The organism is Zooshikella ganghwensis, assembly GCF_018263875.1.
GTDB lineage: Bacteria > Pseudomonadota > Gammaproteobacteria > Pseudomonadales > Zooshikellaceae > Zooshikella > Zooshikella ganghwensis.
This window is the reverse complement of record NZ_JAEVHG010000022.1, coordinates 1-24,663: the sequence shown is the minus strand read 5'-3', so window position 1 is coordinate 24,663 and position 24,663 is coordinate 1. Positions and strand designations below refer to the sequence as shown.

Below are 24,663 nucleotides of genomic sequence, written 5' to 3'. Positions count from 1 at the left end.
ATGACACCTTTCACTAGAAAATTTCCTCTGTTTTGAGTGCATCATCATTAATACTTGGCATCGCTACAGATGGGTCATACTCAGGTGCATTTTCTTTTAAGAATATTTCGAACATAGCTCCAGGTGTTCCTGCCGCTACAGCCATACCTGTTTCTGGGTCAACACGAACACGCACTAAACCATCAGGTTGTGGCAGAGGGTGTTCAGGCTTGCCGGCCAATGCTTCCCCCATAAAACGTATCCAGACGGGCAGTGCAGCTGTACCACCGTATTCTCTTCTACCAAGGGTTTTAGGTTGATCAAACCCAACCCAAACAGAGGTTGCAACATCGGCGTTAAACCCGGAGAACCAGGCATCTTTCTGGTCATTCGTGGTACCTGTTTTTCCTCCCAGATCACTACGTTTTAATGCGAGTGCTCGGCGCCCTGTGCCATGCTTTATGACGTCTTGCAAAATGGTATACATAATGTAATTAGCTCTTGGGTCCATAATTTGCTGTGCGGGATAGAAGCTAGAGCCATCATCATCTGTTACCAAAAGTTCTGCTTCATCTGTTACCTTTGAAGGGTCTGGTGAGGGCTGGCAAGTCTTACAGACTTTATAGGGAGTTGCCTGGTACACTGTTTCATCTAGGTGATCAATACGACTGATAAAGTAAGGCTTTACTTGATAACCACCATTAGCAAGGGCTGCATAGCCTGTTGCAAGTTCCATTGGGGTAAAGTCAGCAGCCCCTAATGCTAACGACAGATTGGGGACCAGCTTTTTCTCATCAAAGCCAAAACGAGTTACATAACTAATGGCTTTGTCAACGCCCATAGCTTGCAAGAGCCTGATAGACACAAGATTACGAGATAAGTAAAGTGCTTTTCGTAGTCGTGTTGGACCAAAGAATTTACCCCCCGCATTTTCCGGACGCCAAACTTTCAAATTAGCATCAGGCATGACGATTGGAGCATCATTAATGGTTGTTGCAGCAGTAAAGCCATTTTCTAAACCAGCACTGTAAATAAATGGCTTGAAGTTGGAGCCCACTTGTCGTGCAGCTTGCGCTGCTCGGTTGAACTTGCTGTGACTATAATCAAACCCTCCAACAACAGCTATAACAGCACCATCTTTGGGGTTAAGAGATACCAAAGCGCCTTGAACTTTAGGTATATGTCCAAGCTCATAAGTATCTTTTCCTTTGGGTTTAAATAGTCTGATCAGGTCGCCAACATTCACTACCTCGGCGGGTGATTTAGGCTGTGGCCCTAAAGAATTGACACTACGATAGCGGCGTGCCCATTTCAGTCCTTCCCAGCTCACACTGGCTGGTCCATGTTTCATCATTACGTCAATCGCATCTGGACCAACATGGGTTACTATGGCTGGCTCTAAATTACCAACAATAGACGTTTGTTTAAGCTCTTTTTGCCATGCTTCTTCGTCAAACTCCGTGGGAGGTAGTTGTTTCTCAGGTCCTCTATAGCCATGGCGCTGTTCATACTCTAATAAACCCAGATGAATGGCTTCCTGTGCTGCATTTTGTAGCTTACTGGATACGGTAGTGTAAACCGTGTAGCCATCAGTATAAGCATTTGGCCCAAAGCGCTCGACCATTTCCTGGCGAACCATTTCTGCCAAGTAGGGAGCATCTAACTCAATTTTCAAGCCATGGTAGCTGGCAGTGATAGGTTCTGCGACAGCTGAGTCATACTCATCTTGGCTTATAAAACTGAGGTAATGCATACGGCCTAAAATCCAGTTACGGCGCTCAAGTGCTCGTTCTGGATTAACTATAGGGTTATATGCAGAAGGTGCCTTAGGTAAACCTGCAATCATTGCAAATTGAGCTAAACTGAGTTGATCAATGGGTTTGCCATAATAAACTTGAGCCGCGGCGGCAATACCATAAGCTCGGTTACCCAGGTAGATCTTATTCATGTAAAGCTCAATGATATCGCCTTTGCTGAGTTCTTTTTCGATTTGAAGGGCAAGCAGGATTTCATTGAACTTACGGGAGAACACCCGTTCCCGACTAAGGAAGAAGTTACGGGCAACCTGCATGGTGATGGTACTACCACCTGACTGGATGGCGCCGCTTTTTAGAAGCTGAGCAACGGCTCGACCAAGGCCTTTGGGGTCAACACCGTTGTGTGAAAAGAAGCGGTTGTCCTCTGCGGCGACAAACGCATTGATCATTTGTTTGGGGGTATCTTCAAAAGCAATAGGTGCACGCCGTTGCTCGCCAAACTCGCCAATCAGTTTGTTGTCGCTTGAGTATATCCGTAATGGGGTTTGCAAATTAATGTCACGTAAACTTTCAACTGATGGCAATGCTGGGCTAAGGTATAGGTATACACTCGTCAAAATGAGGAATGTGCCACATATTAAGAGAAAAGTGGTCCAAATAAAAAATCTGATCAGTGTCACAGTATTCCTCGTTTTTTTCTAGACATATTAAGGAGTTAGCGAAGTGGTTAATCAATTTTGCATTGTTTTAGTATCGATTATAAGGACTTTTTTTGCATTTCACATAATTGCGCGAATGTAAAGTCTGGTATTTAATGTAAATAATGAGCTTTTAACTGTAAGTGGCCGTCTTGATAGGGAATTATCCGTGTTAGGGTTCCTCAATAAGAAATCAAAGCCCGTTTTGGGGGTAGACATTAGCTCCACATCTGTCAAGTTGTTAGAGCTAAGTCGTAGTGGTAACCGTTTTAAGGTAGAGGCATACGGTGTAGAGCCTTTACCGGAGAACTCGGTTGTTGAAAAAAACATCAATGACGTTGATGCTGTTGGTGAAGCTATTGCCAAAGCACTCAAAAAGTCGCGTAGTAGCTGTAAAGACTCTTCGGTAGCGGTTGCAGGCTCTGCAGTCATTACCAAGCACATCGAAATGGATGCCTCGCTTTCTGAAGATGAAATGGAAAACCAAATTTCCGTAGAGGCTGATCAGTATATCCCTTATCCACTTGATGAAGTAGCCATAGATTTTGAAGTTCAAGGTGTTTCACAGCGAAACTCTGAAATGGTTGACGTGCTGCTAGCGGCATGTCGGCGGGAAAATGTAGAGATGCGTGAGGCTGTGCTTGAACATGCAGGGCTGGTTGCAAAAGTTGTGGACGTTGAAGCGTATGCAATGGAGCGAGCATTCGAGCAAATAGCCAAGCAATTAAATCTGGATGATGAGCATCAGACTGTAGCCATTGTGGACATTGGCGCCACCATGACTACTTTAAGTGTGCTTAATGAAGGGAAAACTATATATACCCGTGAACAGTTATTTGGTGGACGACAGTTAACGGAAGAAATTCAGCGCAGGTATGGTTTATCGTTTGAGGATGCCGGACTTGCTAAAAAGCAAGGTGGTTTACCAGATGACTATGAGTCGGAGGTGTTGATTCCTTTCAAAGATGCTGTTGTACAACAAGTGTCTCGGTCATTGCAATTTTTCTACTCATCAAGTCAATTTAATGATGTTGACTATATTGTTCTTGCTGGAGGCACATCATGTTTGAGTGACCTTGATAAGTTGGTTCAGGAAAAAATAGGTAACTCTACAACAATAGCTAACCCATTCGCGGAAATGGCAGTAGCTAGCCGAGTTAACGCGACGGCTTTGAGCAATGATGCGCCAGCAATGATGATTGCCTGTGGTTTGGCCATGAGGAGTTTTGACTGATGGCAAAAATTAACCTTCTTCCATGGCGGGAAAAGCGAAGAGAAGAACGGAAAAAACACTTTGTCACAGCATTAGCAATAACGGTTGCAGTGGCTGCAGGGCTTGTATTTTTAGGGGACCGACAGATCAATGGTGCTATTTCAAACCAGCAGGGACGTAATGAGTTTCTAAAAAAAGAAATTGCTGCACTGGATACTAAAATAGCTGAAATTAAAGAGCTGAAAAAAAGGCGAGAACAGCTACTTGAACGGATGAATGTAATCAAGCGTCTGCAAGGTGACCGACCGATTATTGTTCGGGTATTTGATGAGCTTGTACGAGTAATACCCGATGGCGTGTTTTTTAATCACTTAGTACTTGCGGGTGATAGACTCTCGATTACTGGGGTTGCCGAGTCTAATAATCGTGTTTCAACCCTGATGCGTCAGTTTGATAGCTCTAAATGGTTTAAAGAGCCTAATTTAGCCTCTGTAAAAAGAAATCCAGCGAATCAGTCTATGAACAACTTTGTAATGGCGGTGTTGAAGACAACACCTGAAGCTGACAAAAAAGATAAGGAGGAGTAACTATGAGTGTTGCTGATTCCTTTAAAAATATAAATGAACTTGATCTTGAAAATGTTGGGGCGTGGCCTGCTCCAATAAAAATTGTTGTAGCAATTATTCTGTTTGGCGCGGTGCTGTTTTTAGGCTATAAATTTCATCTAGAAGAATTAAATAATCAATACGAAACGGTTCAAAAAGAAGAAGATCAATTAAAAGAACAGTTTAAAATAAAGGCCTTTCAGGCAGCAAACCTAGATGCTTATAAAGAACAAATGGTTGAAATGGAGCGCACATTAGGGGATTTGGTTAAACAGTTGCCTACAGATACAGAAGTGCCTGGTCTTTTAGAAGACATTAGCCGTGCAGGTTTAAGAAGTGGTCTATACTTTAACTCAATTGACTTGCAAGCGGAAATTACCAAAGAGTTTTATATTGAACTGCCGATTCAAATAAATGTTCAGGGTAATTATCACGATTTAGGTAATTTTGTGAGTGCTGTTGCTAGTTTATCAAGAATTGTTACATTGCATAACTTTGATATTAAGCCACAGTCAAATAATGCTGAAATTCTAACGATGAATATAACTGCTAAGACTTATCGTTATAATGATAAGACTGAAGAAAACTAGGGGCTGGGTATGAGCGGTTACACAAAAGTTTCCCTGGTAGCGTTATTGAGCGGTGTTGTATTACTGGCAGGCTGTACGAGTAGGGAGTATGAAGATTTACAATCTTTTATGGATGAAGTAAGAGCAAGACCAAAAGGAAGTATACCCCCTATTCCAATTGTTAAACCCTATGAAGCATTTACTTATAGTGCTTCAGGGTTACGAAGCCCTTTCATTGCCCCTATTGAGGTAGTTGAAAAGGAAGATCAACAGGATTCGTCAGTCAAACCAGATTTTAACCGCCCAAAACAGTATTTGGAAAATTTTGGTATAGAAACGTTCCAGATGGTTGGTAGTATAAGTAATGATGATGGTTTTTGGGCTTTGATTCGAGGGGGGGGAGGTGTCCACCGAGTTAAAGAGGGAGATTACTTAGGACGAAATCACGGCAAAATTATTTCAATTTCGGAGACTGAAATAAAAGTGACTGAAATCGTTCCAAGTGGTAAAGATAAGTGGGTAGAACGCCCTAGAACAATTGCATTAAATGAAGGGTAGGCCATTAAAGCACATCTGTGGGGGAAGTCTGTTTTATTCAATTCGCTGCTTCCAGTGCTGGCTGCGCTAACTTTACACAGTAATGTGTAAGGCATGGAATCGCCCGCCTTTAAGGACTGGCTTATAAACATTAATGCATATTTTTAATTAAAAATATGCTGGCGATGGTGGAATGAATTCGCTTGTTTATTAATGTTGAGCTGCTCTGGTTAAGGCTATTCAAGACTCAGTGATAATCGTGGTATTCAATAACATTGGTGGGTAAGTATGAACACCATACGCTTAAAAAAAGCTGGTTTGGCAATAGCCACTGTTTTGGCTTTCAACTCCTGGCAGGTGTTGGCATCAGTCATTACAGATTTGGATGTAGCATCTCTTCCGGGGGAAAAAGTTGAATTAAAACTGCAATTTGATGGTGCAGTACCAACACCAAAAGGCTACACGGTAGAACGGCCTGCACGAATTTCTATTGACTTACCTGGCACACAAAGTGCGCTAGCAAAGAAATTTAATGAAATTGGTTTTGGTAATACAAAAAGTATTACGGTTTTAGAGACAAAAGACAAAACACGTCTAGTCGTTAATTTAAACCAGCCGGCTAAATATGCGACGCGAATTGACGGGAATAATTTATATATTTTAATAGGAACGGATGGCCAGGATCTAGCTGCGGCGCAGCAGACCTCGCGATCAGCTTCTCAAGCAACATATACGCAGACTCCACCTGCTGTTAGTAATAAGCAGGCTCGAAAAAAACTATATAACAGGAATGTCAAAGCAATTAGTAGCATAGACTTTGAGCGGGGTACAGAAGGTGAAGGCAATGTAATTATTCAATTATCAAACCCTAATGTGTCTTTGGATATGGACGAGCAGGGTGGTCGAATTCGCTTAGAGTTTCCTGAAACAAAAATTCCAACGAATTTACGTAACCGGTTAGATGTAGTTGATTTTGCAACACCAGTACACTACATAGATGCTACTGTAGAGCGTGGTAATGCTGTTATTACTATTGAGCCTGAGGGAGAATATGACTACTTAGCATATCAAACAGATAATACGCTTACTATTAGTGTTAAGTCCTTAACTGCTAAAGAAATTGAGCAGTTAAAACAGAATCGAGCGCTTTATACAGGTGAAAAATTATCTTTAAATTTCCAAAATATTGATGTGCGTTCAGTACTTCAGTTAATAGCTGATTTTACTGATTTAAACTTAGTAGCAAGTGATACTGTTGGAGGTGATATTACACTACGCCTGCAAAATGTTCCCTGGGACCAAGCGCTTGATCTGGTATTGAAAGCGAAAGGCCTGGATAAACGACAAGTGGGGAATGTGTTAATGGTTGCCCCTGCGGAAGAAATAGCTGCCCGTGAAAAACAAGAGCTGGAAAATAGTAAGCAAATTGAAGAGCTAGCACCAACATTTACAGAGTTAATACAAATAAAATATGCAGATGCAATAGAAATTGCTGCGTTAATTAAGTTTTCTGGGACCTCTAAGGACGGTGCTTCTGGGATAAGGCTGCTTTCAGAAAGAGGTACCATACAAGTTGTAAACCGCACTAATAGTATCTTGGTGCATGATACTCAAGCAAAGCTAGATAGTATTCGTGACTTGCTGACCAAGATTGATATTCCTGTAAAACAAGTTATGATTGAGGCCCGTATTGTTACAGCAGATATTGATGTTTCTAGTGACTTAGGAATTGAGTGGAGTGGTGGTAAGATAAAGAAAGGTGGGAAGTGGCGTTTGGGTGGTAGTGGAGACGATAATACCACAGGTTCAACAACTCCAGGCAATGCAAGCTTGGTTAATTTACCCCTTTCTCCTGCTACAAGTACATTTAGTATTGGTTTTGTGTCTAATAGTGCCATATTGAATTTAGAGCTGAGTGCTATTGAGTCTGAAAATAAAGGAGAGCTGATTTCTCAACCTAAAGTTTTAACTCAAGATAAGCAGACGGCCAGGATAGAAACAGGCCAAGAAGTTCCCTATCAGGAGGCAAGTTCTAGTGGTGCGACATCAACCTCCTTCAAAAAAGCTGTGTTATCGTTAGAGGTAACTCCTCAAATAACAGCTGATGGGCATGTATCTCTTAAAGTTGCTGTTACAAAAGATGCTGTTGCTGAGACTGAGTTTAATGGCGCTCCTGCTATTGATACCAATGAAGTAAATACAACAGTATTGGTGCCTGATGGTGAAACCTTAGTGTTAGGTGGAGTGTTTGAAGAAACAAATAGGCAAGTAAATAGCAAAGTACCTTTTTTAGGGGATTTGCCTGCAATAGGTCGGCTTTTCCGCAGAACTACGGATAATAATAAGAAAGAAGAACTACTGATTTTCATTACACCTAAAATTGTTGATAATGCGTTAACCCAACGTTAATTGACATGTAGGCCATGATTAAAACGAGTATCTTTTTGGTTGGCCCGATGGGTGCTGGTAAAAGCACCATCGGGCGTTTGCTTTCTAAAGCACTTGATGTGGAATTCAAAGACTCTGATCGAGAAATAGAAGCACGAACAGGTGCTGATATTCCTTGGATTTTTGATGTAGAAGGTGAAGAAGGCTTTCGTGAGCGAGAATCTGCGATGCTGGCAGAACTGACTCACGAAAATGGAATTATTTTAGCCACAGGGGGCGGTGCTGTTTTACGGGAAAAGAACCGTAGAATGCTACTGCAAAGTACAGGGACGGTTATTTATTTGTATACAAGTGTTGAGCAACAGCTTGCACGTACCTTTCGAGATAAGCGGCGCCCACTGTTACAAAATGAAAATCCTCAAGCCGTCTTAGCGAACTTAATGAAAATTCGTGATCCATTTTATAGGGAAGTGTCTGATTATATTATTACCACGGATAACAAAATTCCTCGGACAGTGGTTAATGAAATTTGTCGTGTTATTCAACACTAGATGTGAATGTAACTACTTAGGGTGTAATGGTTGATAGGCTACTGAGTTTATGAGTAGCCTTTTTAGTTTTACTATAACTGATGTATTTCTGCTTTTTCGTATAGTTTATGTCTACTCACAAGCAACTTGTCTTACAATAGTTGCAGTCTATATTTTAAACTGGTATACAAGCACTGTACTTGCTGGTCATGGTCTAGCTTGGTGGAAACACCGGAGCGGTGATGCGCCGTTCTTGCTTATTGCTATGCACTGTACACAAGGAAGGCTATTTCAGGCTCGCTTTGCCACTATATACCGTTATGGTAACCAGCGACCTGAGCCAACCACGCAATCGCGGTTACGCTAGTTACCATAACGGTATATAGTGGCGCGATCCAGTGAGCCTTCCATGTCCCAAGTCATGAAGTAGATACGCAGCAAGTAGAACCTAACAATTTGACTGATAGTGTATTGCTTTAAGTAAAGCTTTGAGTCAAGTTGTTAGGTTTAATTTTATCTCCACATAATGATTGAGCGTTAGATTATTCTCACAAGTATTAGTGAGCGTTTTTGTACTGCTAAATAACAGCCTTCGTATAGTGGCTAAGCAAGTGATAAAAACTAAAATGGACAAGCCCGTAGTATTATAAAGGTGTTACCTTGTCAGCATTATTATCGTTGAGCACACTTCAACAAGCCCTCCGTTCAAAAGACCCTCAATTTTCTACATTTCTTAGTCAATATATTGCGCAACAACAAACTGTAGAGCCGCTCTCAAGTGAGCACCAACGTACAGAGTTAATGTCAGTTGAGCAGTTTGTTATACATTTACGTTCCCCTAGTTATCTACAGCTTACAGTCGAGCAACAACAGCAGTTTCGTGAAAACTATTTTCAGCAAGTGACTAAATTGCCAGATACTCATGGACGCTTGTTGATATATAAATTAGTGTTGCCTCTTTGGCAAAGTAAGTGTGTGCTAGATAGACAAATATTATTACAGGTTTTAGCTGAGTTACCTTTTGCTTACGGTGTATGGCGGGCTATTAAACTTATCTTTAAGTTGGCTGAGTTAGAGCAAGATTACGTAGTCTACGGATTGCTAGCAGCTCGTGTTGATATGGCTTTGGCTAGCCAAGGCCATTTTGATGAGGTAAGTAATAAAACATTAGCTTATCTTGCACGACGGGTTTGGCGTACATTAAGGAATATTGGCAAGCGTTGGCCATCACTTTATCCTGTTGTGGCAGGGCAAGTATTAATTCATTATCGAGATGATACTCCTTGGGCAGCAACTTGGATTGCTAATCATATTTTTTACCATGAAAGTAAAAAGTATTCACGAAATCAATTTCGTCATATCCGTGACCGACAAAATGTCATTAAACACTGTGCTTTTTCTGAGGCTTGGCAATTACACTTAAAACCTCTTATCAAGATACTGTCATTATCAAATGCAGAACTGGTAAGGCGTTTTGCTATTGAACTGTTACAAAAGTACTTTATAACTGGATTACGGTGTTTACCTTGTGAATGGCTGAAATCTTTGCCAACAGGTCAAAGTAGAGAAATTGATAAGTTTGTCATTTGGTTAATACACCATGCACCCGCTTATGAACAAAAATCACTACTAAAACTTGGGCTGTTTGACTTAATGTGGGGGTTGCTTAACTCTCAAGTCACAGACGCACGACAGTTTGCAATTGATTTCTTTCAAGTTAATCACAAAGAACTAACCTGTGACCAGCTTCTTGAGTTACTACAGTCACAGCACAAAAATACCCGTGCATTTGCTGAGACTTTGGTTCAGCTGTTTAATCTTCGTAAGCACGTTTCACTTTCAACTTGGGGTGCATTACTTGCGGATAAGTATGCCCATGAGTTTGCAGCTACGCAGATTAAAAAATTGTATACGTGTAAAGAAATTACTTTAGCTTGGTTAAAGCAACAACTGCTATCAAATAATTATGAAGCCTTTAATTTTGCAGTTAATTATTTAGTTGATAATTACAGCTTATCTGAAATTACACTGAATTTCTTCTTGGAGTTATTACTTAACAATACTGACGAAGAGCAGCCGTTAGGTGCCTATGTTGCTGATTTTGCATTATCGAACATCAAAAACTTTGAATTATCTGGGTTAACACAAGATTACTTACAGCAGCTTTTACTCCATCCTTTAGCCACTGAAACCATTATCGACTGGATAAATGAGGGTAAATTAAAAGCAGCAACATTAGGTGCTGCATTTTGCCAATCACTGGTTTATGAACCAGACTGGCAGCAAGCTGAGTGGCGTGCACAGCTTATAAACCAAGATAAAAAGTGGCCTGCAGTGACTCAGTTTATGGAAGAGTTAGCAGAAGAGGTTCGCGACTGGCTCAAGGATGTACGACAGTTTTCTGCGAAAACACTAGGTTTAGATTGGCTACTTACATTAGCATCATCAACTAACCAGGAATACCACCTGTTTGCGGTTGATATACTCACAATTAATTTCTTGCCGGCTGACTTTGCCAGTAACACTTCAGCTCAAGCTACAGCTTTATCTGAGGCCAAATCTGTTGTAACAACACAAGCGGATGAGTCAGTAAATTTTGAAGGTCAACGCTTCTTATTTACGGGCAAGCTGGCAACAATGACAAGAAGTGAAGCACAAGCATTGGTTAAAAAGCTGGGAGGTACAGTTGCTAGTGCAGTTAATGGAAAATTAAATTACTTAGTTATTGGTGATGAAGGTTCGCCGTTGTATGGTAATGGCAAAAAAGGTAGCAAGCAGGTTAAAGCTGAGCAACTACAGGCTCAAGGTGCAGAAATAGCCATTATTTCTGAAACTGCGTTTTTGAAAAAAACATCAGGACAGGAAGTTGAGTCTTCAGCTGAAGATATAATGGCTGGGTGTGAGGTATTATGGCAGTGGGCAACCGCATCTAAAGTTGAACAGCAAAGCTTAGCCGAATTTGCTCGCCATTATTTAATACATCATCACCAACAGCTTTGTTTAATTGAAACTGATCGCCCCGTTGATCCTGGTGCAGAAATTCCTGCTGAGTTTTTAACATTACAGCGCTTTTTTCCTTTGTTTAAACACAGTGACCGAAAGTTAAGAGCTTTTGCCTTACGGTTTGCTGAACAAGAGTGGCAAGCATGGCAGCCCACTACCAAAACTTTGGTTCAATTACTTGAGCAAAATCACAATGAAGTAAATGTCTTTATTCAGGACAGCATAGTAAATCAGCCAGCCATCCTGCAAGCTTGCCATTTGGATTTAAGTCACTATAAGGTTGTTGATTGGTTAGTGTTATGTGAGTCAAACCATAAAGTATCAAGAACGCTTGGCCTGTATGCTTTGCAACAACTCGGGCAGTTATCCGCAAATGTGCTTTTATTATTACTTGATAGCCCAGATCGACAATTGCGCTATTTTGCAATACATCAATTATGGCTTCACTACCGAAAAGGTAATGGCGCTCGTTCAGTTGATTTTCCTTTAGATGATTGGCAACAGTTAGTTTGTAATGAATTATTTACCATTCCTCCTACCCGTATGAATAAAAAGAAAGAGGCCTTTTATACGGCATTTTCCTCTATAAAAAGTAAGTGTGCGTTGATTGCAACTATTCAGGAATTTGCTGAGCGTGATTTGCCATTTGCCCAAGCTATTTGGTCATTATTACAAGGTTTTAGTCGCTCTTTAAGTAAAATGGAACGAGAGGCGTGTTTGGTTGCTTTGACTCGAATACGCCTAGCTCATCCAACGCAGTTTGCCTAATTAAAAAAGAGCAGGAAGAAGTTATGAGCCAGACGCTTTATTTACCCTATCGAGGTGCTATTCGTGCTCTGTTAGGTCATGATAATCAGTTGTATTGGGTGACTGAGCATAGTGAAGGGCAACCAACAGGGCTATATTACTACAACGTAAAAACTAAGCAGTTTAAAAGAGATGCTTTAGCAACCGGTGCTAAGCATATAGCAATTGATGAAGGTATTTTATGGTTGATGGATAGCCAACATCAGCTGTGGAAAAAATCACTTGCTGACGATGTACTGACACCAGTGCCATTTTCTCCGGCTGAATCAATAGAGATTGATACGATTGTTATCGCCGACAAGCAATTAGCTGTTTTACAGCAGCAGTATATATGGTTGCTTGGTACAAAAAATGGTGAGTTACAGCAACAGCTGACGCTTATGGAACCAGGTGTAAAACTGGCTGTTGATAAAACAGGAAAATATATTGCTGTGGGTAGCATACAAGGTTTACTCACTATTTATGCTTTTACTGAAGAAAAAGGGTGGCAGCTATATCTCCAACAGGAAGTACATAAACAGGCTTTTACTGCGTTAGCTTTTAGTGAGACGGATGGGCGTTTATACAGTTGTGGCCAAGATAAAACATTTTATTGCATTGATATTCATACTGGGCATGATGACATTGCGTTGCTGGATCGAGGACAAAACGCAATGCATAAGCAAGCGATTAAAGAATTATTCATTACTGAAAATCGCCTGTTTACAGCAGCCAGTGATAAAACACTAAAAAGCTGGCCAATGACGAAAGGACAACCAGTGACTTATACAGGTAAGATTCCAGTGCCTGTAGATTTGGCTTATGTGCAAGATTCAGAACAAGGTTGGTTAGCTGTTGCGGGTGAAGATCATACCATTCAATTAATAGCCCTGACAGCTGAACATCGTTTTGGTCAGTCTCAAAAAGTCATTAATGACGCTATAGCTGAAGCAAAGTTTAATCTTTCTGCAAGTGATATAAAGCATCGACAGCAAGGTATTGAGCAGCTGGCCCAACACTTTGATCAACAATCACTTCGTTTATTGGCAGACGTTGTTGAGCGTGAGCGGGACGTTGAGCTTAGGCGGTTAGCAGCAAAATACCTTACTGAAGCACGTCACCCTAGCTGTTTGAACTTATGGTTAAAACAGCTTAAGCATAGTGATGATGACGTTAGGCTTAAGGCATTTACGGCACTACAGTCTATTACTCAACGTGGTGATATTCGTTTAGCGCAAAAGGCATTACAAACGGAGTATGAAAATATTGGTTTTGCCGCATTAGCACTATTGACTGAGTGGGTGAATGCCAATGAAGAAGGACAGTCACAAAGTGTTTTAATGGAAGCATTAAATCACAATAACAATCGAATACGACATTATGCATTGCACTGTCTTGAACAAGTAACAAGTGAAACAATTGAAATTTATTTACATGCATTAAATACACAGTTTTCTGATATTCGAAGGGCAGCGCTTATTCGTTGCTATCAACAGCAGCAATTAATGAACTCAGCTGTAAATATTGCTGTAAGGCAGCGCTTAAGTGATCAGGACAATGATGTTCGAAATACGGCTTTTTGGGTTATGGTTCTCAGTCGTAAAGCGCTTGCTGCTTTTTTATATCAAGCAGATGAATATATTGCACGGCAATTAACTGATATAAATGATTTTTCTCTGCATGGTCAAAATAATCATAAGTCGCTTGAAAAACAGTTTGCGAATGTACCTTTACTTACACAGCATGATATAGATATTTTGCTGCCTGCCACGGTTTCTCATTATACCGATATTGTTTTATTAGCAGCTCGCTGTTTAGCGCATCAGCAGCATCCCTGTGCACTTCCTGTATTGTTGCAATTGGTTAATCATCAGGCGCAGTCTACACGTCTGGATGTATGTTATGCCCTGTCATTACTTAAAGATCAGCATGCACTCTCACATCTCCAGCGGTTGCTGAATGATAAAGATGGTGGTGTACGTATGGCTGCGTTCAGTGCCATTGAACAGCTGTTAATGGATGAACCTTATCAAGTGATTGCATTGGCATGGCAATCAACCGCAGAAGATGTGCATCTACAAGGATTACAGCGCTTGTTAGCTATGCTTGAAGATGTAGAGCCGTCTTATCGTAAGCATTGGTTATTGCAAGGTATCAACAGCCCTCATCAGCGAGTAAGACAAGAGGCCGCTAAGGCATGTTTAAATACAGCCTGGTCAGAAGGTAAAGCTGAAGGTGTAGCTTTATTATTGGATAGTCACTTTGAAGACTGCCATCTTATTGCCTTACATGAATTGTTAGCACATAAAAGGAGTGTTTGGCAGCCAGCTCTGTTGATCCAGTTGTTTAATGATGGCTTTTATGAGGTTCGTTCACAGGCATTTGCTGCAGCTCAAAAGCAATTTGAAGATCAGCCAATAAAACCCTTACAGCATGCGGCAGAATCATTGCATAGGGATTTGCGTCAGCAGGCATTAAAGCAGCTAATTGATTTAAACTCTGATGCGGCACAATTACTGCTTGTGTCGTTTATTGCAGATGAAGATCCCGAGCTACGTCATCAGGCAATTGACTCTCTCATTATTGCTCAAGCTTGGGATGAAGTTGCAGTTGCATTAAGCTCAACCCATAAAGACTGTGTTATAGCTGCAGCAAAAGCCTTGGCGATGGTTGGTGATGAGCGCGCACAACAGGCTTTATGTCAGTTACTGGCTGAAAAAGCACCTGAAAGTAAAGAGCACAAAATAATATGGCAGAACCGTCAAATAGAAGTACTTGAGGCACTTGCTGAACTTGGTTCTGCAGACGCTGTACCCTATATTCAACCTTATTTACAAGATAAGCATCAGCCACTAGCCACCACAGCAACCTATGCATTAAGTTGGTGTGCAACGCCAGCTGAGCAAGGTTTGTTACAACGCTTATTGCAAGTCGATAATACTTTGCAGCAAGCCTATGCGGCTTTGGGTTTGGTGTTGTTGGGTCAGCATGAGGTTGCTGGCATTCTTGAACAGAAAAACTCAGCCTTGACTTCGTGGCAGCAATTGGCGGTTTTTCTGTGTCTAAATAAAACAGTTGCAGGACATAGTGAGCCATTAACAGTCCGAAATACATTACCTGATGTCATTCAGAACCAGCCGCTACTTGGTTTTTTATTGGGGGTTTTACCCCATACCTGTCCACAAGCCGTAGACCCGACTCCATTATTAGACTTATTAAATCAGCGTGATTTACAGCTACACCTTTATGTTGCTCAAGCATTAGCTGTATTTAATGATAAGCCTGCACTACAGAAAACTATTGAGCAAAGTGTTGTATGTTGGCTACAGCAAGAGAGTAGCGAACTGTCTGGGTCTTCTACTAAAAAAATGGGTGATGATCAGGCTACTTTGTCAACAGATGTAACAACTGAAACACTGCTAACGCTGGATGATTTTAACATCATGGCAGCTATTCTTTTGGCTGATAATCTGCCATTGAAAGCACGCTTTGCTTACCAGTTATTTTCATGGGTGTCAGAAGAACCAAAACGTGCACGATTAATTTGGTTGCGATTCAAACAGCGTTATCAGGAAGATATTCAGCAGTTGTTGCTTAATGCTGATACACAGTCTCAACAAAATATACCTCCAACAAGTGAACAATGCCTACAACAGTGGGCACTTGGTATTTTGTATGGCTTATTGAGTCATCAACAATTGCTGTCATCACAAGGAGTTGCTTTACGGCTAAGTACTTTACAAACCATCATCAAATTAACAGATCAATTTGGCGTATGGTGGCAACAAGCTGAACCCATGTTAATTCAGTGTTTACATGATAAATATTCAGATGTTCGCCAGCGTGCGTGGGCATTACTGTCTTCCCGTACTCAGCAAAAGTCATTGCTGATAGGGGAAGCCCTACAGAGCCAGTACTTAGATATTGCTAAAGCAGGTCTTCAACTGATCGCTGCAGAAAGGGTAAGTGATGCAGAAGTTGCTGTGTTAAAGCAGTGTTTACAAGAACGTACGGATGGTTTGGAGTTTGAGGCGTTTACTTTATACGCTCAGTTTAAAGGTGAAGTACAAGCTGCTGTGCTAGGTACAAAAGCCAGCTCAGCTCAGCTTCGATCAAATGCTGTTCAATGGTTACTTAAAAGTTATGAAGAAGGCAAATCTGAATTATTTGCCATTTTAGTCGAAGCGATGCAGGGAGCTTGGCGGGATACAGCCTTGCAGGTGGCTATTGCACTTTATCAGCAGCAAGGATTACTGTCATCCCAACAAGATGCTCATTTACAAGCGGGTAATATGCTTGTTCCACAAGGGCAGTCGCAGGCAATGGTGGTGCTACTAAACTTATTAGCCAATAGCCAGCAGCAAAGGGAAGCCCGCCTAATTGTGAATGCCTTACGGCAGGTTAATCAGCCTGAAATTGTTGGGCCAGTCATGCAAATGATTGAAAGTAATCGCTCAAAGTCACTGCCTGTTGAGGATTTACTGACCATCGTTGCTAAATATCGACAGGTAACGTTAGCACCACAACTACTTAAGCTTTTAAATAAGCACCAGCATACGCGAGCAGTAACGGATGCTTTGACCACTATCAGTGGTTATGACCAAGCCTTAAAAATTACACCTACTCAGCAACTGCAAGCTACGAAATATCCATTATGTGATGAGTTACTTGTGCAGCTGGTGCAAACGCTAGTCAATTTAGGTCACTTTGAGCGTTTAGAGAAACTCTTAAAGCCTTTAAAGTTTGCTGAGTCTGCTGATATTAATTCCCTGCTCGCGAATATTATGCCGTGTTTGCCTGATGCGATGTTTTATCGCTTACTTGAACACTATACATGGCGTGTAAGATACCGTGGGGCAAGTGCCCAATTATTACAGCAATTACTTGCACACCGACAAGCACAAGTGCGTTTTATTGCTGCAGAAGGCTTGGCAATGGTGGGTGATCGGGCGGGTAAGCGTATTTTGTTAGCGGCCATTGATATGGACCCGGCGTATGAAAATCGCCAACGTGCAGTCATTGCTTTAGGTCGTCTTGGTGATGCAGATACAGTTGACTTATTACTGGATCTTGCGACCAATGAAGAACATGCGCTACAAGACGATGCGATAGAAGCAGTAGGTTACCTCAAGCATACAGACCAAGCTGATAAAGTACTCAGCTTACTAACCAAAATAGTGAAGCAAGGCGAAAGTAATTACGCATCACAAATTGATCGCGCAATTAAAGCATTAAGATGGTTTGATTCTCCCAAGTCTTGGGCTGCTCTGGTAGCGTGTATTCAAAATAAAGCATTTTTACCTCGGTATCGTGTTGAGGCGCTAAGGCAAATGCGATTTGCTCAAGATTCACAACACTTGAGAGTTTTATTTAACTTGGTTGAGCTGGACGATAATAGGCGTATTGTCAGTGTAGCAATGGAAGTGGCGGAGCATATCTGGCCTGTTACTGACAACCAGGTACGTGAAATTGATTATGTGGTACTTAAAAATCAAGCAAACTATTGGGATGAAAAATTATTAATTCGTGTTGCTCGTTATGGGGATGGATTAAAGCGTTTACTGCTGTTAGCAGAGTGTAGCGCTAAAACCAAACAACTATTGAGTCAAGGGTTTTTAGCTAATCCCATTTATGACGAGTCCCTATTATTACAGGGTATTACTCACGAGCATCCTGATGTGAATGGTATGGCTGCTAGGTTGATAGGACGTTTGAGTGACCCTTCAAGTACGGCACTGGCAGCAGTGGAAGCAATGTGTCAGCGGCAATTAACATACTTCCGGCGTTCAGTGCTACCACTCCACGTTGTTGAAGCAGACCAGAAAAACTTTGATCAAAAACAACTAAAGAACTGTTTGCGGGATGGTGTCTGGTGTTTAATTAAACACCAAGCTGCGGATATTGTGCTTACTACGGTCTACCAGTTACCTGCAAAGTATTTAGCTGTTCAGTCGTTAATGGCTCGAGTAATACAGCTTCAGCTGCAACAGTCGTATACCATGAGTGAACCGTTAATTGAGTTGCTGGAGTCACTCAAAAATCATGTTCAAGGCAGTTTGCAGCAACAAGTATTTACATTATTGAGTAAGGTACAAAATGAACCTATAGCTGACAGCACCGCTAATGCTTTTGACGCTTTGGCAGAAAATTGGTTAGGACAGCCTTCGCTGGAGTCACTGCAAAGATTGGAAGAAGACACGCAGCAACCCTTATTAGCATTGGCGGGCAAACAACAACACTCTATTGAGTCACTGTTGGCACTTATAAACAATGAGCAGCTAATTACACAGCAGCGTGCTGATGCACTCCTGGCATTAGGTTACTTACAAGCTGAAGATGCGGAGTTTGCATTGGAAAAACTCATTAAAGCCAAGTCACTATCACCCTCTCTGCAAAAAACAGCATATCGTGCATTACGTAGTAGCCAGCGTGCTCGCCAACGTAAGAAAACTGAGCTGAGTGTAGCGGATGTGTTAGGCAATGATGGGAGTGATAAGTCACTGGAAATAGGAGATCAGTATGAGTGACAAGGCACAGCAGTCATTATCTCCACTAAATAGCCAAAATGCTGAAGTGATGGAAATAAGTACGACAGCTGTTGAGTTGACCTATAGTCAGGTCAGTAGTGTTCATACCTCGGAAAAGCTGCAACAGTTATCACTATTCAGTACTCTGACTCGACAGCCTGTTAAGCTTCATGCGCGACTGATGCGCTCGACAGTCATGAGAAGTGGTTTATCTGCTTTATATCAGGTAGTCAGTAGTGATTTACGCTACAAACCAAAAGATCGTGCTCAATATTTAGCGTTTAAAGAATTACAGCGTACTAATCAACGTCGTCATATTTTATCTGCACAACAAGCGTATTTTGACTGGCTGGCTGAAAATGATCCGCTCGCTTATTGCGTATTAGACCCTGTGGTGAGTGTCCATCCTGATTACACGACTTTTGAAGTATTTAGTAAAGATGAGAGTTGCTATGCTCAGTTAAGTATTGCTCATAGCCAGTTGGAGTTATTGTCACCAATAAGTTGTGGTACCACCAATGTTGATTTTTCAGCACATTTTTTTCAGGGTGTTCAACAGTTACGGCAATATAAAACCACTGAAATCCATATAGGCCAGCAAGCCATTGGGCTGGAAACAGCGCAGCAAGGACAAGTATTAGCAAAGCAAACGCACTTGCCTGATAGTTGGTTACGAGGATTATTGCAGATTCAATCAGCCATGCAATTGCCAGGTGACAGCTTTAAGCTGGCCCCCATTGATCTTTATAACGTGCTGCATTTTTTACGTTTAAATCGTGATGTTAAAGGTAAAAAACGTGGAATTAAAATTGAGCTGGTGCCAAATCAATACCCAAAACTGGTCTTAGAACCTTGGGAAAAAGTCATTGAGTCTTCTGCAGAACCCTGGACAGGCTCAGAACCTAAGGTTATTCGAATATGGGGACGTCGTCGGTTACAGCATTTACAGTCATTTTTGTCTCATACTAAACACATCTCTGTTCATTTATTAGGTAGTGGTTTACCCAGTATTTGGCAAGCTCAAGGTGAAGGGGTTGGATTAACCTTGGTATTAAGTGGTTTTACTGCAGCAAACTGGTCTCAAGCTGCACGCTTTGACTTATTGTTACCAAGACATCAAACCATAAATGTTGAACAATTCGATGCATTGTTATCATGTCTACAAAAACAACCACATCGTTTGGATGCGCTGGCCAATGAATTAAGCCTATCTGCACCAGATACACTTGCATTGACGCAACATGGCATTCAGCATGGTTTAATTAGTTTTAACATGCTGCAACAGTGTTTTTATTATCGGCCTTTATTGGATCAAATACCGGACAGCCACCAGCTTCGTTATCGTGATGATGTGTCTGCTGATGCTATGAATTTACTAGATACGAGAGCTGTTTCTGATGTTAAACAGCATTGGTTACCAGGCGATACTATTGAGTTAACGGCGACATTAAATGCTGACAGTAAATCACCCATCAGTACAATGATTCAGGTAACTGAGGAAGGTCATGTCAGTAAAGCTGAGTGCAGTTGTTTCACATTCGTTAAACAAGGGATGAGCCAGGGACCATGTGCACATATTGTTGCCTTGCGGATGGCACACTTTCAACAACAACAGCAGCCTGAAAGTGACCCTATTTATGAGCGCCATTATTTTACCCGTCGTGTTGCGGAGAGCGAGCATGTTTACTTGGTTCAACGTCACCAGCAACGGGTAACACTGCGTTGGGGAAAAGCAGGTACTTCATTACGAATGCAGCAGTGGGTATTTAATACTCAGCAAGCAGCGCAGTCGGCCGTTAATGAGCAAAAGCAACGTCTATTAGCTCGTGGCTTTATTGATGCAACAGCAAGGTAGTATGACCAATGACTGACTTTCAGCAACTTTGGCAGGATATACAGCACGCAGGTAGTATTGACGCGTATGTAAACAAGCAGCTGCAGAAAAAAGGTTATTTGGTTAAGCGGTTGGATGCAAAACAACTGTCGGCTAAAGAGCTTGCTCGGTATAAACAGCAGCTTAAACAAGAAGCAGAAGCAAAACAAAAGCTGAACCAAGAGGCTTGGCAGGTTTATAAACAAAATAACATTGTTTATTTAGGTGATCAGGTTTATTGGCATGATAATGACGACTGGGATAAGTATGACCGAGAAAATGCAGATAAAGCATTGGTGGGTTATCAATTGCCCGTTATTCATACTCCAGCTGAGCTTGCTGAACAGTTACAACTAACGATAAAAGAACTGCGTTGGTTTACTTACCACCGTAACGCTGCTGAGTATAGTCATTATCAACAGTTTTCTATACCCAAGCGAAGTGGAGGAGAACGATCCATTTGGGCTCCTAAGCCAAAGTTAAAAGCAGCACAACGTTGGATATTATTAAACATTGTTGAGCGTATGTTGATTCATGGCGCTGCTCACGGTTTTGTGGGTGGCCGTTCTATTCTGACGAATGCACAACAGCATACACAAAGCGAACTTGTAGTTAAATTTGATCTTGCAGACTTTTTCCCTTCTATTTCTTGGCGGCGTGTTAAAGGTATATTCCGTAAAGCAGGTTATAAAGAGCAAGTAGCAACACTATTAGCATTATTATGTACAGAAGCGCCTCGTGAACGTATTGAGCATGAGAATAAAACTTATTTTATTGCTTTAGCAGATCGTTGTTTGCCGCAGGGGGCACCGACAAGTCCATCATTGACCAATATATTATGTAAAAGCATGGATCGTCGCTTAACAGCATTTGCTGAAAAAAATGGTTGGCGATATAGTCGTTATGCTGATGATTTAACATTTAGTTGTTCAGGTTCTCAGAGTGAGCCAAATATAAAACAGCTAATAGGTATTGTGCATCAGGTTGTTAAAGACGAAGGGTTGAATATTAATAGTAAAAAAACACGTATTCTACGGCCAGGAAGTTGTCAGCAAATTACAGGATTAGTGGTTAATGAGCACGCTCAGCCTCGTGTACCTAGAGCAACAAAACGAGAAGTACGTGCAATGCTACATAATCTGTCAAAAGGGAAGTCGCTTCATGAGGATGAAACCCTGTCCCAACTCCAAGGGAAAATTAATTTTATCCGCATGGTTGAGCCAGAATTAGGTGCAAGCTTTTTAACGCAGTTTCAGCAAATTGTTCAATCCGCGTAACTGTTCTATTGTTCGACAGAACAGTCAACCTTAGTTATTTGCTATAAACCATATAAAATTAACTTCTCTTCCCCCTATTTAGCTGAGTGGTGCGATCTCGTAGATCCAGCACCTCTATAGCTACCGCTTATTTTTTATAGTGAACGAACTGAGCTTCCAATTTCAGTCATCGCAGCAGTAATTACCTTGGGGCCATGAGAGTAACTTTTGTTGATGTGCGAAAAGCTATATGGGTTAAAAGTATATTTTGAAGAATATTTAGACCATTGCGACAGCCTGCCCTGGGGTGGGAATGAGTATTGATATATTTCGGGTATTTAGTTATCATGATAACTAAATTTTATAGAGGGGCCAGTTATGTCAGATCAACTATTCATACTTGCCAAAATAACCCCGAAAGCCGAGTTTTTCGAAGATGCAAAGACTGCTATTTTGAAAATCATAACGCCTACTCTGAAAGAGAAAGGTTGTAGACAATTCATCGTTCATGAAGGTGATATTTCACTGTATCTATATGAAGAATGGGACGATCAAGCTGCATTGGATAACCACTACTCAATGCCTTATGTTGTGCCGGTATTCGAATCATACAAAGAGTGGCTGGCAAAGCCTGTAGAAATTACCAAACTATCTAAGCTGGGATAGGCAATATCATGTTTTTTCTAAAGGAATTGCCAACAAGACAAATGATTCAGGGATATGCTAAGCAGCACTCTATGGAAATCGTAGATTCTGTTGAAACTGCTCTACTGATGATGCGTCAAGCCAGTCTGTTAGTCCGTCAAATAGAAGCATATTTCTCCGACCATGATACTTCTCAGCTAAGATTTCTTATTCTAATCGTTATTGACCGCGAACCAGAAAGAGATAGTTTACTTGTAAGTGAAATTTCAGACCGTATCGATGTATCTCGCCCTGTAATGACCCGAACCTTGCAAAGTATGGTGGATGAAAAGTTAATTGTCATGAAAGCTGATCAATCAGACCGTCGAGCAAAACAAGTATCTTTAACCGAAAAGGGATGTAAGTTTTTAGAGTCAGTTCTTCCTGGTTACTTTGATGTAATCTGTAAGTTTATGATGGATTTGAAGAAATGAATAAACAACTGTTACACGTCTTTTGTATATGGGCATTTGTCTATCCAATAGTAACGACTTTTCTATTTGTCATACAGAGATTAGATTTATCTTTTTCACTTGGATTAAAGTCACTAATAATGACTTTAATCCTTGTACCCTTGATGTTTTTTTATATTGTTCCTTTAGTTAACCGATTGCTTTCTAACTATGGTGATTAACTTACCTGATGAATACCAGAGTAGTCGCATATAAAGCGAGTTTGTGATGATGACGCAAGACATACTTATTAATCTTGAAAATTAAATAAGGTGTATTATTAATTTATTTGGAAAAATTTTTCTTTTTATTTGAAAAGGTAATTGAATGCCAAGTGATACTTGCTTGCCTTGTATATTTTAAAATGTAAATTAGACTTTAGTCTATTCTTCATCACTAAATAGACTAAATGTTAACTGACTCTGTTGTGTGTAATACTAATAGATGAAAGCATGTGTATATTTATAAATATATATCTTTTTATATATTAAGTATCAGAGTGAAAATTAAAACCTAAATATATTGTTGTTCGTCTTGCATATAAAACAAATGCTGTGATACTCTTTTTAATAATAAACCCATAAGGGCTTTGGGGCTTTCTTAATAAATACCTTATGTATTATGGGTGTATGATGGATCAGTGAAGGTTACATTTATTAGTAGTCACCATGCAGAATAAGTTTGAATGTGTGACATGTAGAGAGGGTAACTCTACCGTGGTCATTTACTAATTTAGCTCCGAGAACTCATCATTTGATGCATCATTAACACTTTTAAAGCATCAGCTGTTGTATTAATTAGCCTTAAAAAAATAGGCTTGCGATACTGAAAAGTCATTTTTTTAAATATGCTTTTTGTGTCTTAATTAGTTAGCATAATTATGAGGCTGATATTAAGTTATTTATATGCTGGTTGATAAGCTTATTTAATTTTAATGATAGAGCGCCAAAAATATATTATGCGATATTTTGCTGGTTTGTTTAAAAAAAAGTAACTGAATAGTATTCGTTAAATAAAATCCCATTGAGTTATATATTATAGTGCATATTATTTTGTGGGAATATGCATTGTTGTTGAGATGTAAATATACCCTTCGCGAATCAATTTTAGGGTTTGTTGTCATCGCTCTTGACAACCAAGGATGGTGGGAATGCAGTTTATGCATAATGACATGGATGTCATATAGTAGAGCAATGCAGGAGCTATTGCCGAGGAGCATTTAACTGCCACCCCAGTCACTTATTAATATAAGCTCTGGGGGCTTCATCGCTTGACGGCCGCTCCTAAAAATCCTTCACTGTGGGTATAATTGTTTAGATATACTTAAGATGTAATTGCTTAAAAAGTATTCCTGTTATTTATTGGTATGATTAAAAAAAAATTTGCTATTCTTTGGCCGTACTTGTAACAGCGCGCCGAGTTTCTTAGCAAGAAGGAAGGGGGAGATTACCTCCCTATATTAAGGTAGTAAAATTACGGAGTAGCTATGCATAAAAAACTATCAAAGCTAGGTATTATTTCCACATTACTTATGTCTTCAGTGGCTCTATCAGATACTTATGGGCTTTATAAAAATTTTGAATATCAATCAAGAAATAACAGAGCGATACCTCCGAGTAGTAATAGTGGTCAGTCGGTATTCGTCCCTTTAGGTACCTCTTATGACATATGGTACGGCCTGACTTTTCTAGACAGTTTCTAGGTTTTGAAAATACGCTGCTTCAGCGTTTGCTGGTGAGCACCTGTCATTGTGTGTGTGACGCCGTATTGGATTATAAAACATTTCAATATAATGGAATATTATCT

The 24,663-nt window shown here is 40.6% G+C and carries 14 protein-coding genes; 13 read left to right on the top strand and 1 reads right to left on the bottom strand.

Translation table 11 applies throughout. The features are described 5' to 3' along the window. Positions 1 to 13 precede the first annotated feature (13 nt). Positions 14 to 2,353 (bottom strand): penicillin-binding protein 1A, encoded by a 2,340-nt coding sequence (locus KHS79_RS21840; protein WP_233468548.1) that lies wholly within the window; start codon positions 2,351 to 2,353, stop codon positions 14 to 16. 250 nt (positions 2,354 to 2,603) lie between these two features. Between KHS79_RS21840 and KHS79_RS21835 the strand changes: the two genes are divergently transcribed. The 13 genes from KHS79_RS21835 (at position 2,604) to KHS79_RS21775 (ending at position 22,839) form a co-directional block, all read left to right on the top strand. Then, positions 2,604 to 3,668 (top strand): pilus assembly protein PilM, encoded by a 1,065-nt coding sequence (locus KHS79_RS21835; RefSeq protein ID WP_212722116.1) that lies wholly within the window; start codon positions 2,604 to 2,606, stop codon positions 3,666 to 3,668. Further along, positions 3,668 to 4,234, top strand: a complete 567-nt coding sequence (locus tag KHS79_RS21830) for a PilN domain-containing protein (RefSeq protein ID WP_027707055.1) — start codon at positions 3,668 to 3,670, stop codon at positions 4,232 to 4,234. Before KHS79_RS21835 ends, KHS79_RS21830 begins: the two co-directional genes overlap by 1 nt. Positions 4,235 to 4,236: 2 nt before the next feature. Beyond that, positions 4,237 to 4,842, top strand: a complete 606-nt coding sequence (locus tag KHS79_RS21825; RefSeq protein ID WP_212722115.1) for a type IV pilus inner membrane component PilO — start codon at positions 4,237 to 4,239, stop codon at positions 4,840 to 4,842. 9 nt (positions 4,843 to 4,851) lie between these two features. Then, complete coding sequence (locus KHS79_RS21820; RefSeq protein WP_212722114.1) at positions 4,852 to 5,379, top strand: pilus assembly protein PilP; 528 nt, start codon at positions 4,852 to 4,854, stop codon at positions 5,377 to 5,379. A 267-nt stretch (positions 5,380 to 5,646) separates the two neighbouring features. Further along, positions 5,647 to 7,767, top strand: a complete 2,121-nt coding sequence (gene pilQ / locus KHS79_RS21815; RefSeq protein WP_212722113.1) for a type IV pilus secretin family protein — start codon at positions 5,647 to 5,649, stop codon at positions 7,765 to 7,767. Between the two features lie 14 nt (positions 7,768 to 7,781). After that, positions 7,782 to 8,297 carry a shikimate kinase AroK gene (gene aroK, locus KHS79_RS21810; protein ID WP_038289959.1) on the top strand — a complete coding sequence of 172 codons (516 nt, stop codon included), beginning with the start codon at positions 7,782 to 7,784 and terminating at the stop codon, positions 8,295 to 8,297. A gap of 49 nt (positions 8,298 to 8,346) precedes the next feature. Beyond that, complete coding sequence (locus tag KHS79_RS21805; protein ID WP_212722112.1) at positions 8,347 to 8,643, top strand: hypothetical protein; 297 nt, start codon at positions 8,347 to 8,349, stop codon at positions 8,641 to 8,643. Between the two features lie 293 nt (positions 8,644 to 8,936). Continuing rightward, positions 8,937 to 12,047 (top strand): BRCT domain-containing protein, encoded by a 3,111-nt coding sequence (locus KHS79_RS21800; protein ID WP_212722111.1) that lies wholly within the window; start codon positions 8,937 to 8,939, stop codon positions 12,045 to 12,047. A gap of 23 nt (positions 12,048 to 12,070) precedes the next feature. Beyond that, positions 12,071 to 18,592 carry a HEAT repeat domain-containing protein gene (locus KHS79_RS21795; RefSeq protein WP_212722110.1) on the top strand — a complete coding sequence of 2,174 codons (6,522 nt, stop codon included), beginning with the start codon at positions 12,071 to 12,073 and terminating at the stop codon, positions 18,590 to 18,592. Beyond that, a complete protein-coding gene (locus KHS79_RS21790; protein ID WP_212722108.1) occupies positions 18,585 to 20,447 on the top strand; it encodes an SWIM zinc finger family protein in 1,863 nt (620 codons plus the stop codon). The genes KHS79_RS21795 and KHS79_RS21790 overlap by 8 nt, the downstream gene beginning before the upstream one ends. A gap of 8 nt (positions 20,448 to 20,455) precedes the next feature. Beyond that, complete coding sequence (locus KHS79_RS21785) at positions 20,456 to 21,742, top strand: retron St85 family RNA-directed DNA polymerase (RefSeq protein ID WP_212722106.1); 1,287 nt, start codon at positions 20,456 to 20,458, stop codon at positions 21,740 to 21,742. Between the two features lie 357 nt (positions 21,743 to 22,099). Next, positions 22,100 to 22,387 (top strand): putative quinol monooxygenase, encoded by a 288-nt coding sequence (locus KHS79_RS21780; RefSeq protein ID WP_094789066.1) that lies wholly within the window; start codon positions 22,100 to 22,102, stop codon positions 22,385 to 22,387. A gap of 71 nt (positions 22,388 to 22,458) precedes the next feature. After that, positions 22,459 to 22,839, top strand: a complete 381-nt coding sequence (locus tag KHS79_RS21775) for a MarR family winged helix-turn-helix transcriptional regulator (protein ID WP_211233591.1) — start codon at positions 22,459 to 22,461, stop codon at positions 22,837 to 22,839. The last annotated feature ends 1,824 nt before the right edge of the window (positions 22,840 to 24,663 follow it).

Bases quoted from the DNA above. Each gene is read 5' to 3' on its own strand.
- KHS79_RS21830 (WP_027707055.1), top strand. From the start codon at position 3,668: ATGGCAAAAATTAACCTTCTTCCATGGCGGGAAAAGCGAAGAGAAGAA.
- KHS79_RS21825 (WP_212722115.1), top strand. From the start codon at position 4,237: ATGAGTGTTGCTGATTCCTTTAAAAATATAAATGAACTTGATCTTGAA.
- KHS79_RS21820 (WP_212722114.1), top strand. From the start codon at position 4,852: ATGAGCGGTTACACAAAAGTTTCCCTGGTAGCGTTATTGAGCGGTGTT.
- pilQ (WP_212722113.1), top strand. From the start codon at position 5,647: ATGAACACCATACGCTTAAAAAAAGCTGGTTTGGCAATAGCCACTGTT.
- aroK (WP_038289959.1), top strand. From the start codon at position 7,782: ATGATTAAAACGAGTATCTTTTTGGTTGGCCCGATGGGTGCTGGTAAA.
- KHS79_RS21805 (WP_212722112.1), top strand. From the start codon at position 8,347: ATGAGTAGCCTTTTTAGTTTTACTATAACTGATGTATTTCTGCTTTTT.
- KHS79_RS21795 (WP_212722110.1), top strand. From the start codon at position 12,071: ATGAGCCAGACGCTTTATTTACCCTATCGAGGTGCTATTCGTGCTCTG.
- KHS79_RS21790 (WP_212722108.1), top strand. From the start codon at position 18,585: ATGAGTGACAAGGCACAGCAGTCATTATCTCCACTAAATAGCCAAAAT.
- KHS79_RS21785 (WP_212722106.1), top strand. From the start codon at position 20,456: ATGACTGACTTTCAGCAACTTTGGCAGGATATACAGCACGCAGGTAGT.
- KHS79_RS21780 (WP_094789066.1), top strand. From the start codon at position 22,100: ATGTCAGATCAACTATTCATACTTGCCAAAATAACCCCGAAAGCCGAG.
- KHS79_RS21775 (WP_211233591.1), top strand. From the start codon at position 22,459: ATGGAAATCGTAGATTCTGTTGAAACTGCTCTACTGATGATGCGTCAA.